Here is an 18,953-nt window from a genome sequence, read left to right on the forward strand (position 1 = left end):
TATGACTATGTATACCCTTAATATCGTACGCTAAAACCTCTTTTTTACCCTTATCTGTCATGATTTCTTCTATTATGCTACAATTGTTAAAAAACGGGAGGTGGAATGTCATGACGCTTCTCATTACGATAAGTATTTTGATTGTGCTGGCTGTTTTGCTTGTAACCATTTGGACGACTGTAAAAGCCTATAATGTAAAGCATACCATTGATCCACCACAAGAAAATCACTCTGATTCACACAATCAATGATGATGTGAATGCTCCACTTCTGACTGATTGCTGGCAGCATCGGCGTCTCCGACTTGGACTTTTAAGGTCGGCATGCTATGCTGTTTTTTTGCTGTGACATGGGATTGGACAGTGTATACACCATCTTCCTTAAACGTCGTTTCCAATCGGTATACGCCTTTTTCTTGTTTCGCCTTAAACATTTGGCTGGCGTCTTTTTCCCCTTCTTTCCATACTTCAAACTCTACTTCATCGGCATCCGTCACAGCTTCATCACCATATGATACGGCTGCTTCATAAGCAGCGCTTTCTCCGGGATTTACTTTTTCAGGCCCGGTCAGCTTGACATCCAAAACCTCGGGCGTCTCAGCTGTATTTGCTTTGCTTTCACCAGATCCGCATCCATTAAGCAAAAAAGCAGAAAAAAGCAGAACAACCAACATCTTTTTCATGCCATCACCCTTTCATCGTTTACTTAAATAGTAGCAAACGCTTACAGCAAATGGTACACAAAATATGAGACGTCACAAAAAAGACCTTTTTGCTTAAGCGCAAAAAGGTCCTTTCTATTTTAGCCAAATACTTTTAGCAATTCTTCTTTATCCTGTGAAAGCCAGAAACGCATTAAACGTTTAGCACCTTCCAGATCATGAAGCTTCGCTTGGCCGCACTGCTTTTCATTCGCAGCTGGTATTTCTGTAATCTCTACCGCTTCCTTCATTGTGTCTTCAAGCAGATCAACGATTTCCGCTGATGTCGGCTCTCCGCTCACAACTAGATAATAGCCTGTCTGGCAGCCCATTGGAGAAATATCAATGATATCAAAATGATCGTATTTCTCAGCGTGAGAACGAATCGTAAACGCGAGCAAATGCTCGAGTGTGTGAATGGTGTCAGGCTTCATCGCCTGTTTATTTGGCTGGCAAAAACGAATGTCAAATTTATTGACAACGCCGTCTGTTCCTACTTTATGCACGCCGCAATGTCTTACATATGGAGCAACAACCGCATTATGATCAAGCTCAAAACTTTCTACTGAAGGCATAATGGCACTCTCCCCTTTTTTAAAAATGTAATTTCATTATAACATACTTTTCCGATAAGAATTATTGATTAACTTTTCAATCTGTGTTTTTTTTCTTATACTTGCATCAGAAAGGTTGCTGAAGAAACATGAAAACCCTATTCATCGCTCTGATCAGAGGATATCAAAAATTCATCTCGCCCCTGTCACCGCCAACGTGCCGCTTTTATCCGACCTGTTCCCAATATGGAATCGAAGCGATTAAAACACATGGCGCTTTAAAAGGCGGATGGCTGACAATCAAACGGATTTTGAAATGCCACCCGTTCCATCCGGGAGGAGTCGATCCCGTTCCTGAAAAAAAACAAAAACATTAATTGTTATAGCCGTTTACGATAAGATCCAGTTTTCCGGTTTTAGGATCAATGACTAAGCCATGGACCGGAACGTTTTCCGGGAACAGCGGGTGATGTTTAATAACGTCTACGCTGTCTTTCACACTCGCTTCCACTGAATCAAAGCTTTTAAACCATTGATCAAAGTCTACACCGGAGTACTTTATTGTTTCGATGCGTTCTTCCGGAATCCCTCTTGCTTTGATTTTTTCAAGCATGCTTTTGCTGCTGATTTTGCTCATGCCGCAATCGTGATGCCCGATCACACACACCTCATCTGCATTCAGCTCGTACACTGCGACGAGTAAACTTCTCATGATGCTTCCGAATGGGTGTGTCACAAGCGCACCGGCACTTTTAATGATTTTCACATCACCGTTTCGCAAATTCATCGCATGCGGCAGCAGTTCAACCAGACGAGTGTCCATGCAAGAAAGAATCGCCATTTTTTTATCTGGAAATTTTGATGTTTGATACTTTTCATACTCTCTTTGTTCAGTAAATGTCTTGTTAAATTCAAGAATATCATTTAGAAGACTCATGTTCGTTGTCCCTTTCTATTCTTTTTACTCTTCAATATATCACAACCCTTGTTTATTCGTCATAATAAAAAAAGACAAACCCTCTGGTCTGCCTTATTTCCCCATGTTATAGCGTTTTTTGAACTGCTCAACTCGTCCGCCTTTTTCATTGAATTTCTGGCGGCCTGTATAAAACGGATGCGTGTCAGAACTTACCTCTACTTTAATGACAGGATATGTGTTTCCGTCTTCCCACTCTGCTGTTTCATTAGATGTTTTCGTAGAGGTGCTGAGAAAACGGTAGCCGCTGTTGACATCCTGAAATATCACTTTGTGGTTCTTCGGATGAATTCCTTCTCTCATGTGTATCTCCTTTCAATAAATCGTAATAATTACGTTTTATTTTATAACCTTACAAACGTTTTGTCAATCTTCTTATATCCTTCCCTCTGTTTTCGCATCGTAAACCTCATGGCATTTAAGAATAGGAAGAATAATCTAACCGAGGAAGCAAATAATAAACCCAAAATACATACAGAACGTCTTTTTAGAAAGGTGGTTTACGATTGTGGATGATTTAGTTTTGGCCAGAAGCCTTTTTGGCACGACGATGGGCTTTCATATCATTTTCGCAACACTTGGAGTCGGTCTGCCGCTCATGATTTTAGTGGCGGAATTGATCTATCAAAAAACGAAAGATGACCATTATGCGATCATGGCGAAAAGATGGACGAAAGCACAAGCCGTTTTGCTGGGGGTCGCCATACCGACCGGAACGATCGCGGGCACTCAGCTCGCGCTTTTATGGCCGGGATTTATGGAAGTCATCGGCCGGGTGATGTCCCTGCCATTTCAAATTGAAATCTATGCTTTTTTTGTTGAAGCCCTATTCATGTCGATTTATGTATACGCTGCAGACCGTTTGTCACCTGCAATGAGGATTGTTGCTGTTTTCTTTGTGTTAGTCGGGGCAGCAGCATCCGCTGTTCTGATCACGAATGTTCACGCTTTTGAAGGTACGCCCGCCGGTTTTAAAATTTTAAACGGAAAAATTACAGATGTTGACCCGTGGGCTGCGTTTTTTAATCCTAGCTTTTTTATCACTGCCGGCCATGTCGTGCTGTCCGCGTTTATGACCGGTGCGTTTATCGTGGCTTCTGTTGCGGCGTATAAAATGATCCGAACGAGGAAAAAGGAAAAGGTCTATCGCTTTCACCGGAAAGCCCTTTTGCTCGCACTGACGATCGGCGGTATTTTTTCATTGCTGACCGCTTTGAACGGACACGAATCTGCACAGATGCTGTACGAATACCAGCCCGAAAAATTAGCCGGTGCGGAAGGCCTATTTGAAACAAGATCCCACGCCCCGCTCGCTATCGGCGGTTTTACCGACCCGAATGAAGAAAAAGTAAAATGGGCAATCGAGATTCCATGGGCTTTAAGCTTTTTGGCAGCGAACCGTTTTGACACTGTTGTAAAAGGATTAAATGCATTTCCGAGAGATGAATGGCCGCCGCTTTTCATTCACACGCTGTTTAATGCGATGGTTGGTGTAGGCATGCTGCTAATTCTTTATTCCATTATCGGTGTGGTCTGGAGAAAGGTGCTCAAGAAAGACCGTTTCCCAACGTGGCTTTTGGTCATTTTCATGACAGCAGGCCCTTTTAGTCTCATCGGCATTGAATTCGGCTGGATTTTCGCATGTACGGGGAGGCAGCCTTGGGTCATCTATCATCTGCTGAAAACGTCAGATGTCGTAACAACGACTGGCTCGATCGGGGTGCTGTTCTTATTTTTCACATTTGTTTATGCCGTGTTAGGCGCAGCTGTCGTCTACGTGCTGCTGTATTATTTCCGCAAGCACCCGGTTGACGAAGATTTAAATACAGCGGAGTCGTAATGGCTCCGCAAACAGGAAACCAAATGGAAGGAAGATCGTACAAATGGAGATTTCAACTGACGCTCTGATCGCCATCTCAATTATCTGGGGCTTTGTGTTTATTTACGCCGTCATGGCGACAATGGATTTTGGAGCGGGATTTTGGTCTATGATCTATTTAAACAAGGAGCATATGAAGGCCACCGATATTGCGAATCGCTTTTTGTCCCCGACTTGGGAGGTCACAAACGTCTTTATTGTGGCCATCGTCGTGGCACTTTTCAGTTTTTTCCCCGGCGCGACATTTGTGCTCGGCACCGTTTTATTAATTCCCGGAAGCATGATTTTACTGCTTTTAGCGATTCGAAGCGGATTTCTTGTTTTTTCAAATACAGCAAAGGAGCGGAAAACGCTAAGATATATTTCCGGCATCTCCGGCTTTATCATTCCTGCTATTTTAATTTTGGTGCTTCCTGTGACACACGGAGGGTTTATAGAAAAAACGGATGGAATCTATAACTTAAATATGTCTAAAATCTTTTCAAGCCCCAACGCCTATTCATTTATCGGGTTTGCGATTTTAAGCACCTTATTTTTGTCCTCGCTGCTGCTTGCAGATTTTTCAAATGTGGCAGAGGAACAGGATGCGTACCGAGCCTACAGAAAAAGCGCCCTGATTACCGGCCCGATTTCACTGTTGTTTGCTGTATGCATTATGGTAACTATGCGGAATGAAGCAAACTGGCTGTACAGCGGAATGATGAATGATTTTTCTTGGATTATTGCATCGTTCATTACATTTGTCATTGCTGGAATCGCCCTTTTTCTGCCTAATAAGAGCTTTGGGCAAAACATCGGAAAACCGCGGCTTGCACTTGTCGCGATTGGGATACAGTATTTTCTCGCAAGCTACGCGTACGGGCGGGCGCATCTTCCGTATATGATTTATCCCGATGTGACAGTCATGTCAGGCTTCACAGAGCCAGCAACGTTCAGAGCGCTGTTTGCAACGTATATCGTTGCATTTATCATTCTATTTCCGGGCTTCTTTTTCTTCTGGAAAATGTTTATGCGAGATAAACGCTATATCCGCCAGGAGGAATAGAGGGCAAGCCAGCCGGCTATACTAATCCAGAACCTTTATAAGGAGGGGATGGCATGGAGCAGAAAATTCTATGTGAGGTCAACAACTGTTCTTATTGGGGCAAAGGTAACAAATGCACCGCTGATGCCATTTATGTTGTCAGCCATACTGGTGAAACGGCTGAAAACAGCCGGGAAACAGACTGCAAAACGTTTAAGCCGCATGATTTGTAATTAAAAGAAAGAGCTGCGTCAGCCAGCTCTTTCTTTTTGCATGTTGAGTGTTCTCAGCTTTTTAGTTATGACCCCGTTTGCAGGTGAAAACAAAAAGGCGCTTGCATAACATACACCTGTCATGGCCGCCATCGCTCCTGAAATCGAAACATTAAGCCACGTTGCGAAGAAATAGCCCATGACCGCCGACAGCCCGCCAATCAACGCGCTGAGAATCAGCATATAAAGAAGCCGGTCTGTCAGCAAATGTGCCGCAGCAGGCGGAACAATCAGCATGGCCACAACCAATACAGCACCCACCGAATCAAAGGAAGCAACAGTCGTCAGGGACAGCATGCCCATTTGCACGTAATGAATGAGCAAAACCGGTATTCCCAAGGCTAAAGCCATTTGAGGATCAAACGAAGCGATTTTAAACTCCTTATAGCACACACTGATCAACACTACGTTTAAAACCAGAACAGATGCCAGCATCCAAAACGCTTTCGGCCCAATATCAACCCCGAATACCGTCACCATATTCCACGGCACAAAAGCGATTTCTCCCATTAACGAGTGCTCAATATCGAGATGGACATTCGCTCCATAGACAGAAAGCAAAATAACCCCGATTGCAAATAAAGATGTAAACACAACTCCTATGGCAGCATCTGATTGAACCCCCTTGCTATGAAGAAGCTGAACCAAGAAAGCCGTTAACAGACCGGTTGCGGCTGCGCCGATAAACATAGAAATCCCATCGAGACTTCCCGTCACTAGAAAAGCGCCGACAATGCCAAGCAACACTGTATGACTGATTGCGTCGGCCAGCATCGCCATGCTTCTCAGCACAAGAAATGTGCCGATCAATCCGCAGCTTACACCGACTAATACACCGGTAGCTATAATCCATGCTTCAAAACTCATTTGCGATCTGTCCCTTCTCGGCATCATGAGACGCTTTTCGACGCTCAGGCATCCGTCCATACAGCTTTAAGAGTGAATAAAGCCGCTCTCTCGTTTCTCTCGGTAAACGGTCCGGGTCAAAGTAGTCCTGACCGGATTCTATATTGGCAAGTTCCATTTCATGCATGAGATACACTTCATACATTCGCTGCTTCAAAGCTGTGTGATAGCCTTTTTCTATCCCTTTGCTTGTGATTTGCCAAATTCCATTTTCGATACGCTCAATGCACCTCTCTTGTTCCAAGTCATTTAATGCCTTAAGGCATAATGAAGGGGATAGGCGTCTTTTCTTTCTTACACTTTCAACAGTTACACAAAGATTATTCTTTTCATACTGTTCATAAATCGCCAAAAGCACTTGCTCCCTGCTTGTTCTGCGCCGCAGCCTCATCAGCCTTATGGCTTTAGCAGCCAATCCCCGCTTAGGCGCGCAAATCATTGAAACAAGAAAGAGCAGCGTTGCAGATAAGATCATTAATGGCCCTGTCGCCATTCCCTTCATCGTGGTGCTAAGCAGGGTTCCGGCCGCGCCGCTGACCCCGCCTGTAATCCCGGCAATGACGATCATCCCGGTTAACCGTTCGGTCCAATATCTCGCGGTTATGGCAGGTGTAATCAGCATAGCCGCCATTAATATCACACCAACAGTCTGAAGCCCAATGACGACAGCACAGACAATCAGACAAGCCAAAAGCCCGTTTAAAAAACGCACCGGGATTCCTAATCCCTTTGCAAACGCGAGATCAAAAGTAATCAATGTAAATTCCTTAAAGAAAACAATACATAGGAGCAGCAGAACAGCGGATATCCCTGCAATAAGGATGATATCCTGCCTGACCAATGAAGCAGCCTGGCCGAATAAAAAAGAATCAAGCCCGCTTTGGCTTCCCGCCCCCTGTTGCTGAATATATGTCAGCAGAATGATCCCGACGCCAAAAAACACAGAAAGAACAATCCCGATCGCCGAGTCCTCCTTTGTTTTTGAAAGCCGAGGAATCAGCTGAATACAAAACGTTCCGAGCAGTCCGGCGAGCGCTGCCCCCAGCAAAAAGAAAGGCAGTGATTTTTGCCCGGTGAACAGAAAAGCGAGACACACTCCCGGCAGAGCTGAATGGGCCATCGCATCGCCGATTAAACTTTGCTTTCTCAGCAGCACAAAGCTGCCCAAAACACCGCTTGCCGTCCCGAGCAAAAGCGTACCGGCCAGCACCCACTGTGTATTCGGATGCTGGAGATGCAGCCACAAACTTTCAAACATTGCGCTCACTCCTTATGTCCTTCTGCCAGCACTTTATCTTTTAAAAACGTAAGCCTTCCTCCATATGTTTTTTGCAGGTTTTCGATCGTAAAAACGTTTTCCGCCGGTCCGAAAGCGATTTTCCTTAAATGAAGCAGTAAGATCCAATCGAAATAATCCTCGGCGGTCTGCAGATCATGATGGACGACAAGCACGGTTTTTCCTTTTTCTTTGAGTTCTGCCAACAGCGTCATAATCGCGCGCTCCGTCGCTGCATCGACACCTGCAAACGGTTCATCCATAAAATAAATGTCAGCGTTCTGGCAGAGTGCCCGGGCAAGAAACACCCGCTGCTGCTGGCCGCCTGACAGCTGGCTGATCTGCCTCTTCGCATAATCAAGCATCCCGACTTTTGCTAATGCGGCCTTCGCCATCTCCACATCCGCTTTCTTTGGCCTCTTTAATAAACCGATTCTCCCGTATCTTCCCATTAGGACGACATCGAGCGGGCTTGTGGGGAAATCCCAGTCAACCGAGCCGCGCTGCGGAACATATCCGATTCTGGTCCGCTGATCCTTATAGTCTTTGCCGTAAATAGAGATGTCTCCGGAAGCTCGGGGCACAAGACCGAGAATCGTTTTGATCAAGGTTGATTTTCCCGCGCCGTTTGGGCCGATAATGCCAATAAGTTTTCCTTCAGGCACCTGCAGCGAAATGTCCTGCAGTACAGGCTTTTTATGATAAGCAACCGTCACATTATCAAGCTCAACAGGGAACATATCCTCCACCTCTTTTCTTTATTTAAGCGCTTTAGTAATCGTGTTGATATTGTGGCGGAACATTCCTTCGTATGTGCCTTCTTTTGTGCCCTTTTCACCCATGGCATCCGAATAAAGCTGACCGCCGATTGTGACTGTATGGCCTTTTTCTTTAGCGCCTTCCACCACTGCATTGATTGATTTTTCAGATACACTGCTTTCTACGAACACAGCTTTTATTTGTTTTTCTGTCAGAAGATCAACCAGCTCCTGAACATCCCTTAATCCATAGTCCGAATCTGTGCTGAGTCCCTGCAGGCCTTTTACCTTAAATCCATACTCATTCCCAAAGTACGCAAACGCATCATGAGCAGTCACAAGCACACGGCTTTTCTCCGGAATATGTGCGATCTCCTTACGCGACCACTTATCTAAATATTGCAAATCTTCTTTGTACTCTTTGGCATTTTTCCGAAAGGCATCTGCGTGCTGAGGCATTGCTTTGCTGAATTGCGCTTCAATTTCATCCACCGCATAGATCCATAACGGAATGCTGAACCAGACGTGGGGATCAAACGTCTTGCCTTCCCCCGCGGGAATAAGCTTATTTTTCGGAATGGCCTCAGCTACTGCCGCCGATTGTTTTTGTTCGCCGATTTTTTGGAGGACATCCTCCATTTTCCCTTCCAAATGCAACCCGCTGTACAGAACAACATCAGCAGACATTAATTTTTTCGTGTCACCTTGGGAAGCTTTGTAAAGGTGCGGATCAACCCCCGGTCCCATTAAAGAGGTGACTTTTACATGCTTACCTCCGATGTTTTCTGCTGCATCGGCAATTTGAGATGTTGTCGCTGTCACTTGTAATTGCTGATCAGCGCTTTTTCCGGCTGAATCCGTTCCGCATCCCGTTAAAGCAAAGGTCGCAAAAAGTACTGCTGCCATCAGCCCTCGTCTCATATTTCTCCTCCTCTTTGCCATCAATGTCCGATTGTTTTATCTTATGTTGTCAGTTCTTAGACATGCGACATTAAATTAGCCAAAAGCATGTTTTATTTACACAGGACAAAAAGTTTCCTTTGTGCAAAATTATCGCGTTTGGCCATTTTTGTCAAGCTGATTTACATAAAAAAACCGGCTGGGTCAGCAGCCGGTCCAAACGAGAAGGGATGTATTCAACGAACACTTTTACTGTAACAGCACAGTGTCATTTATTCAAAATAGCAAAATGCTTTTTTCTTAACCATGCTGTGTGAAAACATCCATTTTGGTCACATATTTTCGCATAATATCTTGGTTTACCTCAACCCCTAAACCAGGCTGTTTTGACACAGAAATAAATCCATTATCAATACGAATATCAGGAGTTACAATATCTTCATCCCAATAGCGTGAGGATGAAGATATATCGCCAGGTATTGTGAATTGAGGCAGTGAAGCAAGCGCCACGTTCTGCGCTCTTGATATGCCTGTTTCCAGCATTCCTCCGCACCAAACCTGCATATGATGCTCTTTGCATAAATCATGAATTTTTAAGGCTTCTGTTAAGCCGCCGACACGAGAAGGTTTTATATTAATAATTTTGCAGCTTCCTAGCTCAATCGCCCGTCTCGCATCATCAACTGAACAAATGCTCTCATCAAGGCAAATGGCCGTTTTCAAATGTTTCTGCAAGTGGCGGTGGTCAACGATATCGTCAGCTTGGAGCGGCTGCTCAATCATCATTAAATGATAGTCATCAAGCTCCTTTAAACGGCTGATATCCTTCAGTTCGTAAGAGGAATTGGCATCGGCCATAAGCGGGATGTTTGGGAATCGGCTGCGGATGGCCTTGACCAATTCCACATCCTGCCCAGGCTGAATTTTAATTTTTATTCTTTGATAACCTTCTTTTTGATAGCTCTCAATTTCCTTCAGCATATCGTCAAGAGGCGCCAGGCCGACTACCACCCCGGCAGGGACTTTATCTCTTGTTCCGCCCAATGCCTCAGCAAGGGATACGCCCTTCTTTTTGGCATAAATATCCCATACAGCCGATTCAAGTCCCGCTTTTGCCATCCGGTTTCCTTTATACCGCGCCAGGCTGTCCGGCACTTCTGAAGGGTGATTGAATTCACGGCCGACGACATTTGGGATAAAAAAATCTTTTAGCATATGCAAACATGTTCCAATGGTTTCCTCGGTGTACCAAGGCGAAGAGAAAGCGGAAACTTCTCCCCAGCCTGTGACACCTGATGTATCAATGGCTTCCACGATCAGAAATTTACGCTCTTGAAGCGTTTCGATACTGTTTTTAAACGGTTTCTTTAAGTTCATGCTCAAATGGTAAAGCGTGATTTTTTCTATTTCGATCATAGCAGTTCTCCTTTACGCGCATCCTTCAGCTGATTTCGCAAGAGCTTATTAGACGCATTGCGCGGCAGGCGGTCAAGCACAAAGAATTTTGCCGGAATTTTATACTTCGCCAAGCGTTCTTTGCAGTAGTCAGTCAATTCTCCTGCGCTCACAGGCTTGTGAAGGACAAGATAGGCGTGAGGCACTTTCCCCCATTTTTTGTCCTCAGCCCCTGAAACCCCGGCTTCGGCCACAGCGGGGTGTGAAAGCAGTACTGACTCCACTTCGGCCGGATAAATGTTTTCTCCGCCGGATATGATCAGATCTGAACGTCTGTCTAATACATATAAAAAGCCTTCATTGTCCAAATAACCAAGATCACCTGTTTTCAGCCAGCCATTTTGAAAGGAGGCTTCGTTTGCGCTCTCCCGGTTAAAATAGCTTTTCATGACATTCGGGCCTTTGACCATGATTTCACCGTGTTCATACGGTTCACATACCTGTCCGTCCCGCTCTATTTTGATTTCACATGAAAACAGCGGTTTCCCCGCAGATCCGAGCTTTTCCATACTGAATTCCGGCGACAGGGTAACAATTTGTGAGCATGTTTCTGTCATTCCATATGACTGAAAGACAGGGAATCCTTTCTCACGGCATTCCTCAAGCAATGGCAGAGGTGCAGGGCCGCCGCCGAGAAGAATGCATCTGATGGATTCAGGGCAGCGGCTTGTTTCTTCCAAAAGACTGGCCAGCATAGTCTGCACCGCAGATATCATTGTCACTTCATGCCTGTTGATAGAATTCAGCACATCGCTTACGGAAAAACGCTGGTGAAGCACGACAGTCATTCCATAGATCACAGATTTAAATAATGCGGACAATCCGCTGATATGAAAGAGCGGCAATGCGATAAGCCAGCGGTCTTGTTCTGTTATACCCAAATTAAGAGCGGACGACACCGCACTGAAATAATGGTTTCCGAACGTTTGCTGAACTCCCTTGGGCTTTCCTGTCGTACCCGACGTATACATCAGCGTTGCCGTTGCATCCATTTGCATATAAGCCTCGATCTCAATTTCCTCTGCTGCTTCTTTCATCAGTTCATCCACATCAATCGTTTGAACGATGTGTTCATATTCTTTCTTCTCAAAGCTTGAATCTGTCAATAAAAAGCCGGATCCCGAATCCTCCAGCTGAAACAGCCTTTCATGTGTTGACAGCTTCGTATTCAAAAGCACCGCCTTAACACCAAGCAAAAAACAAGCGTGAACGGCGTATACCATTTCCGCACAGTTTTGGAGCAAAATAGCCGCAGTATCCCCTTTCCGAACCGAATGAGCGGCAAGCTGTTCAGCCATTCGCTTAGATGCGGCAAATAATTCTGCAAATGTCACGGTTTGGTCTCTATAAATGAGAGCGATTCTCTCAGGTGTCAGCTGTGCCCGCTGCATGAGCCAGTTGGGCTGTTCTGTCAGCATGTCATCATCTCCGAGGTAAAATGTCTGTATTGAAAAGAAAACAGCTTGGACCGCAAAGTCTCAAGCTGTTGGTTTACTAAGTATTGCTGATCACGGGAAACGAGGGAACTGTCCGAAATCAGGTTTGCGTTTTTCCTTAAAGGAATCACGGCCTTCTTTTGCTTCATCTGTTGTGTAGTAAAGAAGGGTAGCATCCCCTGCAAACTGCTGAATTCCAGCAAGTCCGTCTGTGTCCGCGTTAAACGCAGCTTTAAGAAAGCGCAGTGCGGTCGGGCTTTTTTCAAGCATTTCTTCACACCATTTAATCGTTTCTTCTTCAAGCTGTTCCAAAGGAACGACTGTGTTGACAAGACCCATGTCCAGTGCTTCCTGTGCGTTGTACTGACGGCATAGGTACCAGATTTCACGTGCTTTTTTATGTCCTACAATTCGAGCCAGGTATCCAGAACCGTAACCTGCATCGAAGCTTCCCACTTTAGGGCCTGTTTGTCCAAAAATTGCGTTGTCCGCAGCAATTGTCAAGTCACATACGATGTGAAGCACATGGCCTCCGCCGATCGCATATCCGGACACCATCGCAACAACCGGTTTCGGGATGACGCGGATTAAACGCTGAAGATCCAATACGTTAAGACGCGGGATCTGGTCGTCTCCTACATATCCACCGTGGCCGCGCACTTTTTGGTCTCCGCCAGAACAAAATGCCTTGTCCCCTGCACCGGCAAGCACGATAACCCCAACGTTTTGGTCGTCTCTTGCGTCAGCAAACGCATCAATCATTTCAGCAACCGTTTTAGGGGTAAACGCATTATGTACCTCAGGTCGGTTGATTGTTATTTTTGCAATGCCATTATACGTTTCATACAATATCTCATCGTATGTCCGTTTTGTTTTCCATTCAGCCATATGATGACCTCCTTTTATTCTCTATGTGAATGAGTCAGATGCTTGTCAAAAACTCACTCACTATTTTACCAAACAATCGCGGCTGTTCCACATGGACCGTATGTCCTGCTTTTGGAACAATCTCTATTCTACTAGAAGGAAGCATCTTATGCACCTCTTGATTGATGGCGCAAAATTTTTCGTCCCACTCCCCGCAGATAAGAAGCACAGGAACATCTATTTCCTCTACACGGCTCCACAACGAAGGCTGTGAACCGGTGCCCATGCCGGTTAAACTGTTCGCAAGCCCAATCTTATTGTTCCGCAGACGGCCCGATCGTATCCTGTGCCGAATATCTTCAGCCAGCCTCTGCTGAGATGAAAACAAAGGGATATTCTCCCAATACGCAACAAACGCTTTGAGCCCGTCTCGTAAAATAAAATCAGCAAGCTTCCGGTCCCGCATGATTCGTTCCCGCCGTTCCCCAAGTGTTTTGAGCCCCGGCGTCGTGCTTTCAAGCACAAGTGCCGATACCCGCTCGGGATATGTCATCGCGAAAGAGTAAGCAAGCCTTCCTCCCATAGAATACCCAATCAATTTCACTTTGTGAAGTTTTAATTGATCAAAAATCTCGGCAAGGTCAGAAACTTGCCGGCTTGTGCTGTATCTTTTCCCATTCAGCGGGGCATCGGTTTCCCCATGCCCTAAACAATCAATTTTGATCAAACGGGAATCAGGCAGCATTTCATCAAGAAAAGTCCATGATTGTTTGCTGCCGGTAAACCCGTGCAGACAGACGACGGCTTCGGAAGCATTCGGTCCCCCGTCTGCCACTGCATATCGGACACCATCTGATACCGTTATGTTTACAGTTCCCATTGTTTTTTCACTTCCCGCACAGCCTCATTCAGCATATCGCGATGAAGCTGGACTCTTGATTGGCGATCCGTTTTGATTTCAATCAAATGGAGTCCGGGCTTGTCTGCCTGCGGCGCGTAAGCTGTTTTGAATTCATCCCAAGAAGCCGGGCATGAATACGTTCCGCCGTAAAGTGCAGCCGCATGCTTGAAATCGAGCCCTGTCGGTGTGCCGAACAAATCTTCAAAGTGTGTCTTTTCAGAAGCCTGCGGCAAAAAGGAGAAAATCCCTCCTCCGTCATTATTGACAAGAATCACAGTAAGAGGAATACCCAGCTTTTTGGCCGCCAGCAGGCCGTTTAAATCGTGATAAAAAGATAAATCTCCAATCACAAGGGTAACAGGCGCTTTTGTTCCTTCACATACCCCCATGGCAGAGGAGACGACACCGTCTATCCCGTTTGCTCCCCGGTTTGAATAAATCCGGAAAGGGCGGTCCTGCTTTTCAAAAAACGTATCAACATCCCTGATCGGCATGCTGTTTCCCACAAACAGCGAGCTGTTTTCAGGCACAAGATGCTGAAGGATTCGATAGAGATTGCCTTCAAACGAAACATCTTCACTGCTGATTGTTTGCAGATGCTCGCGGAACCGCCCATTGACAAACTGCCACTTTTCCAGCCACTCTGAGGATCTGGCAGCAGCAGTAAGGCCTGCCATGATCTCCTCAGCAAAAACAGACGCATTACAATGAATCATATGCGCGCTTGCCTGTGTCGGGTCTCTCCACCCTCCATCCTCATCAATCACGATTTGCTGAATCGCCGGATCATCCTTAAGCCATAAGAAAACCGGTTTTGAAACAGGCATCGGTCCAAACCGAATGACAACATCAGGACGGAGTTTCCGCTTCAGCTCATCATCTTTTAAAAACGAATCATACGCATCAATAACAGTGCTTTTATCATGAACACCATTCCGCAGATTAGACAGCGGATCTGCTAAAATTGGATACTGAAGCGCTTTTGACAGCGCGATAATGTTTTCCTTGTCCGCATCACTATGGAGCTCTCCGCAGACGATCATTCCTTTTTCAGCCTCTGCGAGCATCTCAGCCACATCAGACAGGGACTCTCGGTCAACAGACTGCGTACCCGTTTTCACAGACACATGACGGCCTGTTCTCATTCTTCCAAACGGCTCATCTGAAAGATCCGGCATCAGCGGTTCGCGCAGCGGCACATTCACATGGACAGGCCCCATTGGGCGCTTTTGTGCTTCTCCGGCAGCGCGGCTTGCCAGCGTTCGGATGTATCTCAGCATTTGCGGAGACTCTTCAGGAAGAGCAGAGTCTGTGAAAAACTTAACAAAGTTACCGAATAAGAAGTGCTGATTAATAGCCTGCGGTGCGCCTACTTCGCGCAGCTCATGAGGCCGATCAGCAGTTAACACAATAATAGGCACCCTTGAATAATGGGCTTCAACCACAGCCGGATAAAAGTTGGCCGCGGCTGTTCCAGATGTACAGATCAATAGTACGGGACGCTGCTTCGCTTTTGCCAAACCTAAGGCAAAAAATCCGGCAGACCTTTCATCAATTTGGACATGGACGCTGATATCGGGATGCGCAGCACAAAGAACAGCCAGCGGTGTAGATCTTGAGCCCGGACAAACGACGGCGTCCGTAATTCCGGAAAGGGCGAATTCATCAATAAAACTTCCGATGTAATGAGTAATCGGGTTGACTGTCAACGCCGCTCACCTCCTAATGCAGAGATCATCGGCTTCAATTTAATCTGTGTTTCTTCATATTCCGAGATTGGTTCCGAGTCTTCCACAATACCGCACCCGGCAAACAGCCTTGCTGTGCTTCCTTCGATGAGCCCTGAACGAATGGCGACCGCGAATTCCCCGTTATCCTGGCTGTCAATCCAGCCGATAGGGGCCGCATACCAGCCGCGAGACATCGGTTCAATCTCCCTGATCACGTCAACAGCTTTTTCCTGAGGTGCTCCCCCAAGCGCCGGAGTGGGATGCAGCTTCTCAATTAAGTCAAAAATCGATGCAGACTCGCGCAGCTGTCCGACAATCGGCGTAAACAGGTGCTGAACGCTTTTTGTTTTGTACAAAACAGGTCCATCAGGCTTTTCAACCTCTGAACAGCTTGATACAAAAGCATTATGAATCATACCTACCACAATATCATGCTCAAGCAGGTTTTTCTCATCGTTTAATAATTCAAGGCCTATCCGGCGGTCGTCTTCTTCATTCACGCCTCGTTTAATGGAGCCTGCCAGACAGGAAGACATGACAGTGCCGCCGTCTCTTTTGATCAGTCTTTCCGGAGACGCGCCGACAAAGGTTTTGCCTTCTTGTTCAATTGCAAAAACATAGCTTGTCTGCTGATCGTCCAGAAGCGTTTTAAGCACCGGTTCAATTTGGATTGGACCGTCAAACGTGAGCAGCAGCTCTCGGGCAAGAACAACCTTATCATATTGTTTCTCTTTAATTTGGCTTGTGGCCGTTTCGATTGCTTTCAGCCAATCATCCTTATCCAGCTCTTCGGCTGCTGCAATCACAGCCTGATCTTCTTGCTTGAAATCGGGAACCATAAATTCCGCCGCAAAAGCTTTTAAGCCTTCTAAAACAGCTTCTGCATCTTCTCCTCCGCTTACCCATCTGTTAACTGTTAAGAACGGGCCTTCAGCAGTCATCGTCAGCATAAGCGCAGGCACAAAGAAATCCCCTTCCGAGAAATGGTCCCATTGTGAACCTCTTTCTTCGCAAGGGTCAAAAGAAAATCCTCCGAATAACACAGGTCCCACTGCAGAATGCTGCAGCTTTTCTTCTTCATAAATATGAAAAGCCGTCTTTTTAAAGCGCTCCCATTGTTCAAAAACCTCACGATACCGCTCGCTGTTTTTTTGATTTGTCTGGAAAACCGCTTCTTTGCCAAGACCGACTATTGTCAATTCACTTTCAGGATCTGACCAAAAAAATCGATTGCCTGTATATTTTTTTGCTCCGTAATTGAAAAATGATAGAGGGTCAAGAGACTCGATTTGTCTCGAATAGCTTATTAAGACAGCATGGTTGACTTCTTTGGCTTTATGTAATGCATGTAGAACTTCCTTTCGGAACGTACGCTGCACCGTTGTCACCATGAGACATTCCTCCATAATCCTTAAAATGCTTTTAATACCATACACCTGTGTCTCCTTTGTGTCAAACACAGATCATGCAGTCCAAATGGCCTGCCTTACCTATTATAAACCTAATTGCAGAAATGAAAAAGAAACAAAGCTTAAATTTCTTTCTCCACTGATAGCAAAGGTTGTATCCGCTTACCATAAAAGGAAAACCTCCTATATTCCTCCACCCGCCATTTATGAAAGTTCTCAGGCGATCTGTTCATACTAAAGGTATGCATCACAGAGAAACGAGGCGATCACATTGCTTACGAAAGAACAGCTTCAGCATTTAAAAAATGAACTGGAACAAACGAAAAAAGATATCTTAAACCGTTTCAAAGACAATGACCATTTTCAGCTTAACTCAGCCTTTCCTTATGATTCGTGGGGTGAGCTTTCGGCATACGACAACCATCCCGGCGATCAGGCGACAGAACTTTACGAGCGTGAGAAAGACATCGCTCTAGACTTGCATGAGCGAGAGCACCTTCGGGACATTGAGCATTCATTGAAGGCGATAGAAAACGGTACGTATGGCATTTGTGAAGTCAGCGGAAAGGAAATCCCTTTCGAACGACTTGAAGCGCTTCCGACTGCCACAACCCTCGCGGAGTATTCGTCACAGGACGTGGTTTCCAAAGACCGTCCGATTGAAGAAGAAACACCATTCGGGCAATTTGAATTTGATGATGATGAAGAAATCAGAGCGCCATATGACAGTGAGGATTCCTATCAGGATGTCGAAAAATATGGTAACTCACAAACGCCGCAGGATATGGAAAACCCTCCGCTCAGCTATGATGATATGACGATGAATACCGAAGAGAATATCGGCAATACGGAGTCTTACGAAAATTTCATCGCTACAGATATCACTGGAAAAGAAATTACCGTTTATCAAAGCAGAGCCCATGAGCGCTATGAAGAAGAACTTGACGAAGAGGGAATCATGACCACATTCGGCGATCTCCACGCTGATTGAACCCCCAATTATTGGGGGTTCTTTTCCGTTTTCAGCATATCGTAAATCAGCTTCAGATAATCCTTTTGCAGGCCGATGTCATACCGCTCGCCCTCTAGCAATTTCCCGTATACGGTACATGCCCCGAGCGAAGCTTTTATCGCATCCGTTACCTGCACTTCTCCTCCGCTATCAGCTTCTAATGCCTCCAGCTCATTAAAAATATCCGGTGTGAAAATATAACGCCCTGCTGCGGCAAAATGAGACGGAGGGTTTTGTTTAGGCTTTTCCACAATATCCTGTATGCGATAAAGCCCTTTTTCAACAGGCTCCCCTTTTATCACCCCGTAATGATGTAAATCCTCCGTTTTTGTTTCTTTTAAGCCGATCACACTGGACTGATATTTCGTATACGCTTCAATCAGCTGCCCCAAAGCCGGCTGATTGGCGGAAAAAATCAGATCATCTGGCAAAACGACGGCAAAAGGCTCTCCGCCTGCAAATTGCTTTCCGAAAGAAATGGCGTCGCCAAGACCCTTTGCATAAGGCTGCCGCACATAGTGAATCCGTATATCCGGAATGGGATGCTCTCTAAGTAAATGCAGTTTATTCTTAGAGGCCAAAAAAGCCTCAAGTGCCAAAGAGGAATCAAAATAGTCGACAATCAGATTTTTATGGCTCGATACAACCATCAAAATGTCCTCAATGCCTGACTCCTTTAATTCTTCAACAAGATAATGAATCACAGGCTTAGATCCTACCGGAAACATTTCTTTCGGAATCACCTTCGTCACCGGCAGATTTCTCGTGCCGAATCCGCCTGCAGGAATAATCGCTTTTTTTATCATGGTATTTTCCCCTCAGCTCATGTTTATTACATGATATTCCAAGAGCGCATCCCGATGTTTGTACATCTGAAATTAGGCGGAAGCAACTGGGC

The 18,953-nt window shown here is 45.6% G+C and carries 21 protein-coding genes; 6 read left to right on the forward strand and 15 right to left on the reverse strand.

Annotated elements, in window-relative coordinates:
• Positions 1-110: 110 nt before the first annotated feature.
• Positions 111-251, forward strand: a complete 141-nt coding sequence (gene ytzI / locus NSU05_RS15315) for a YtzI protein (RefSeq protein ID WP_003229081.1) — start codon at positions 111-113, stop codon at positions 249-251.
• Here ytzI and NSU05_RS15320 read toward each other — a convergent pair.
• Entirely contained in the window at positions 245-682 is a 438-nt protein-coding gene (locus tag NSU05_RS15320; protein ID WP_024573053.1) for a FixH family protein, read from the reverse strand. The genes ytzI and NSU05_RS15320 overlap by 7 nt on opposite strands.
• Positions 683-801: 119 nt before the next feature.
• A complete protein-coding gene (locus NSU05_RS15325) occupies positions 802-1,275 on the reverse strand; it encodes an S-ribosylhomocysteine lyase (protein ID WP_003219361.1) in 474 nt (157 codons plus the stop codon).
• Between the two features lie 128 nt (positions 1,276-1,403).
• Here NSU05_RS15325 and yidD point away from each other — a divergent pair, with 128 nt between their 5' ends.
• Complete coding sequence (gene yidD, locus NSU05_RS15330; RefSeq protein ID WP_038429499.1) at positions 1,404-1,631, forward strand: membrane protein insertion efficiency factor YidD; 228 nt, start codon at positions 1,404-1,406, stop codon at positions 1,629-1,631.
• On the opposite strand, the gene NSU05_RS15335 is transcribed toward yidD, so the two are convergent.
• Entirely contained in the window at positions 1,628-2,191 is a 564-nt protein-coding gene (locus NSU05_RS15335; RefSeq protein ID WP_014477744.1) for a carbonic anhydrase, read from the reverse strand. The genes yidD and NSU05_RS15335 overlap by 4 nt on opposite strands.
• Before the next feature lie 93 nt (positions 2,192-2,284).
• Positions 2,285-2,533 carry a type B 50S ribosomal protein L31 gene (locus NSU05_RS15340; protein WP_014665094.1) on the reverse strand — a complete coding sequence of 83 codons (249 nt, stop codon included), beginning with the start codon at positions 2,531-2,533 and terminating at the stop codon, positions 2,285-2,287.
• A gap of 205 nt (positions 2,534-2,738) precedes the next feature.
• Between NSU05_RS15340 and NSU05_RS15345 the strand changes: the two genes are divergently transcribed.
• From NSU05_RS15345 to NSU05_RS15355, 3 genes are read left to right on the forward strand one after another with little or no spacing between them, the layout of a single operon-like run.
• Positions 2,739-4,070, forward strand: coding sequence for a cytochrome ubiquinol oxidase subunit I (locus NSU05_RS15345; RefSeq protein WP_003229073.1), 1,332 nt, complete (start codon positions 2,739-2,741; stop codon positions 4,068-4,070).
• Between the two features lie 43 nt (positions 4,071-4,113).
• Positions 4,114-5,154 (forward strand): cytochrome d ubiquinol oxidase subunit II, encoded by a 1,041-nt coding sequence (locus NSU05_RS15350; protein WP_003229071.1) that lies wholly within the window; start codon positions 4,114-4,116, stop codon positions 5,152-5,154.
• A gap of 53 nt (positions 5,155-5,207) precedes the next feature.
• A complete protein-coding gene (locus tag NSU05_RS15355; RefSeq protein ID WP_003229069.1) occupies positions 5,208-5,366 on the forward strand; it encodes a DUF1540 domain-containing protein in 159 nt (52 codons plus the stop codon).
• An 18-nt stretch (positions 5,367-5,384) separates the two neighbouring features.
• Here the strand turns inward: NSU05_RS15355 and mntD are convergent, their stop codons facing one another.
• The 10 genes from mntD to NSU05_RS15405 form a co-directional block, all read right to left on the reverse strand.
• Positions 5,385-6,272: a manganese ABC transporter permease MntD gene (mntD, locus tag NSU05_RS15360; RefSeq protein WP_038429500.1), complete on the reverse strand. Its 888-nt coding sequence runs from the start codon at positions 6,270-6,272 to the stop codon at positions 5,385-5,387.
• A complete protein-coding gene (gene mntC, locus NSU05_RS15365) occupies positions 6,262-7,569 on the reverse strand; it encodes a manganese ABC transporter permease MntC (RefSeq protein WP_038429501.1) in 1,308 nt (435 codons plus the stop codon). The genes mntD and mntC overlap by 11 nt, the downstream gene beginning before the upstream one ends.
• 5 nt (positions 7,570-7,574) lie before the next feature.
• A complete protein-coding gene (gene mntB, locus NSU05_RS15370) occupies positions 7,575-8,327 on the reverse strand; it encodes a manganese ABC transporter ATP-binding protein MntB (RefSeq protein ID WP_029727101.1) in 753 nt (250 codons plus the stop codon).
• Between the two features lie 18 nt (positions 8,328-8,345).
• Entirely contained in the window at positions 8,346-9,266 is a 921-nt protein-coding gene (mntA, locus tag NSU05_RS15375) for a manganese ABC transporter substrate-binding protein/adhesin MntA (protein ID WP_029318300.1), read from the reverse strand.
• Between the two features lie 279 nt (positions 9,267-9,545).
• Positions 9,546-10,661, reverse strand: a complete 1,116-nt coding sequence (gene menC / locus NSU05_RS15380; RefSeq protein WP_003229057.1) for an o-succinylbenzoate synthase — start codon at positions 10,659-10,661, stop codon at positions 9,546-9,548.
• Positions 10,658-12,118 (reverse strand): o-succinylbenzoate--CoA ligase, encoded by a 1,461-nt coding sequence (locus NSU05_RS15385; protein ID WP_029727102.1) that lies wholly within the window; start codon positions 12,116-12,118, stop codon positions 10,658-10,660. Before NSU05_RS15385 ends, menC begins: the two co-directional genes overlap by 4 nt.
• A gap of 90 nt (positions 12,119-12,208) precedes the next feature.
• Positions 12,209-13,024 carry a 1,4-dihydroxy-2-naphthoyl-CoA synthase gene (gene menB, locus NSU05_RS15390; RefSeq protein WP_003229054.1) on the reverse strand — a complete coding sequence of 272 codons (816 nt, stop codon included), beginning with the start codon at positions 13,022-13,024 and terminating at the stop codon, positions 12,209-12,211.
• Between the two features lie 34 nt (positions 13,025-13,058).
• Positions 13,059-13,883, reverse strand: a complete 825-nt coding sequence (gene menH, locus NSU05_RS15395) for a 2-succinyl-6-hydroxy-2,4-cyclohexadiene-1-carboxylate synthase (RefSeq protein WP_029727103.1) — start codon at positions 13,881-13,883, stop codon at positions 13,059-13,061.
• Entirely contained in the window at positions 13,871-15,613 is a 1,743-nt protein-coding gene (gene menD / locus NSU05_RS15400) for a 2-succinyl-5-enolpyruvyl-6-hydroxy-3-cyclohexene-1-carboxylic-acid synthase (RefSeq protein WP_015251379.1), read from the reverse strand. Before menD ends, menH begins: the two co-directional genes overlap by 13 nt.
• Positions 15,610-17,025 (reverse strand): isochorismate synthase MenF, encoded by a 1,416-nt coding sequence (locus NSU05_RS15405; RefSeq protein ID WP_015251378.1) that lies wholly within the window; start codon positions 17,023-17,025, stop codon positions 15,610-15,612. The genes menD and NSU05_RS15405 overlap by 4 nt, the downstream gene beginning before the upstream one ends.
• Before the next feature lie 289 nt (positions 17,026-17,314).
• Here NSU05_RS15405 and NSU05_RS15410 point away from each other — a divergent pair, with 289 nt between their 5' ends.
• Positions 17,315-18,034: a yteA family sporulation protein gene (locus NSU05_RS15410; protein WP_029727104.1), complete on the forward strand. Its 720-nt coding sequence runs from the start codon at positions 17,315-17,317 to the stop codon at positions 18,032-18,034.
• Between the two features lie 8 nt (positions 18,035-18,042).
• Here the strand turns inward: NSU05_RS15410 and NSU05_RS15415 are convergent, their stop codons facing one another.
• Positions 18,043-18,861 (reverse strand): UTP--glucose-1-phosphate uridylyltransferase, encoded by an 819-nt coding sequence (locus NSU05_RS15415; protein WP_003229044.1) that lies wholly within the window; start codon positions 18,859-18,861, stop codon positions 18,043-18,045.
• Positions 18,862-18,953 lie beyond the last annotated feature (92 nt).

The sequence above is a fragment of the Bacillus sp. EU52 genome (genome assembly GCF_037964975.1).
GTDB lineage: Bacteria > Bacillota > Bacilli > Bacillales > Bacillaceae > Bacillus > Bacillus subtilis.

Bases quoted from the DNA above. Each gene is read 5' to 3' on its own strand.
- ytzI (WP_003229081.1), top strand. From the start codon at position 111: ATGACGCTTCTCATTACGATAAGTATTTTGATTGTGCTGGCTGTTTTG.
- NSU05_RS15320 (WP_024573053.1), bottom strand. From the start codon at position 682: ATGAAAAAGATGTTGGTTGTTCTGCTTTTTTCTGCTTTTTTGCTTAAT.
- NSU05_RS15325 (WP_003219361.1), bottom strand. From the start codon at position 1,275: ATGCCTTCAGTAGAAAGTTTTGAGCTTGATCATAATGCGGTTGTTGCT.
- yidD (WP_038429499.1), top strand. From the start codon at position 1,404: ATGAAAACCCTATTCATCGCTCTGATCAGAGGATATCAAAAATTCATC.
- NSU05_RS15335 (WP_014477744.1), bottom strand. From the start codon at position 2,191: ATGAGTCTTCTAAATGATATTCTTGAATTTAACAAGACATTTACTGAA.
- NSU05_RS15340 (WP_014665094.1), bottom strand. From the start codon at position 2,533: ATGAGAGAAGGAATTCATCCGAAGAACCACAAAGTGATATTTCAGGAT.
- NSU05_RS15350 (WP_003229071.1), top strand. From the start codon at position 4,114: ATGGAGATTTCAACTGACGCTCTGATCGCCATCTCAATTATCTGGGGC.
- NSU05_RS15355 (WP_003229069.1), top strand. From the start codon at position 5,208: ATGGAGCAGAAAATTCTATGTGAGGTCAACAACTGTTCTTATTGGGGC.
- mntD (WP_038429500.1), bottom strand. From the start codon at position 6,272: ATGAGTTTTGAAGCATGGATTATAGCTACCGGTGTATTAGTCGGTGTA.
- mntC (WP_038429501.1), bottom strand. From the start codon at position 7,569: ATGTTTGAAAGTTTGTGGCTGCATCTCCAGCATCCGAATACACAGTGG.
- mntB (WP_029727101.1), bottom strand. From the start codon at position 8,327: ATGTTCCCTGTTGAGCTTGATAATGTGACGGTTGCTTATCATAAAAAG.
- mntA (WP_029318300.1), bottom strand. From the start codon at position 9,266: ATGAGACGAGGGCTGATGGCAGCAGTACTTTTTGCGACCTTTGCTTTA.
- menC (WP_003229057.1), bottom strand. From the start codon at position 10,661: ATGATCGAAATAGAAAAAATCACGCTTTACCATTTGAGCATGAACTTA.
- NSU05_RS15385 (WP_029727102.1), bottom strand. From the start codon at position 12,118: ATGCTGACAGAACAGCCCAACTGGCTCATGCAGCGGGCACAGCTGACA.
- menB (WP_003229054.1), bottom strand. From the start codon at position 13,024: ATGGCTGAATGGAAAACAAAACGGACATACGATGAGATATTGTATGAA.
- menH (WP_029727103.1), bottom strand. From the start codon at position 13,883: ATGGGAACTGTAAACATAACGGTATCAGATGGTGTCCGATATGCAGTG.
- NSU05_RS15405 (WP_015251378.1), bottom strand. From the start codon at position 17,025: ATGGTGACAACGGTGCAGCGTACGTTCCGAAAGGAAGTTCTACATGCA.
- NSU05_RS15415 (WP_003229044.1), bottom strand. From the start codon at position 18,861: ATGATAAAAAAAGCGATTATTCCTGCAGGCGGATTCGGCACGAGAAAT.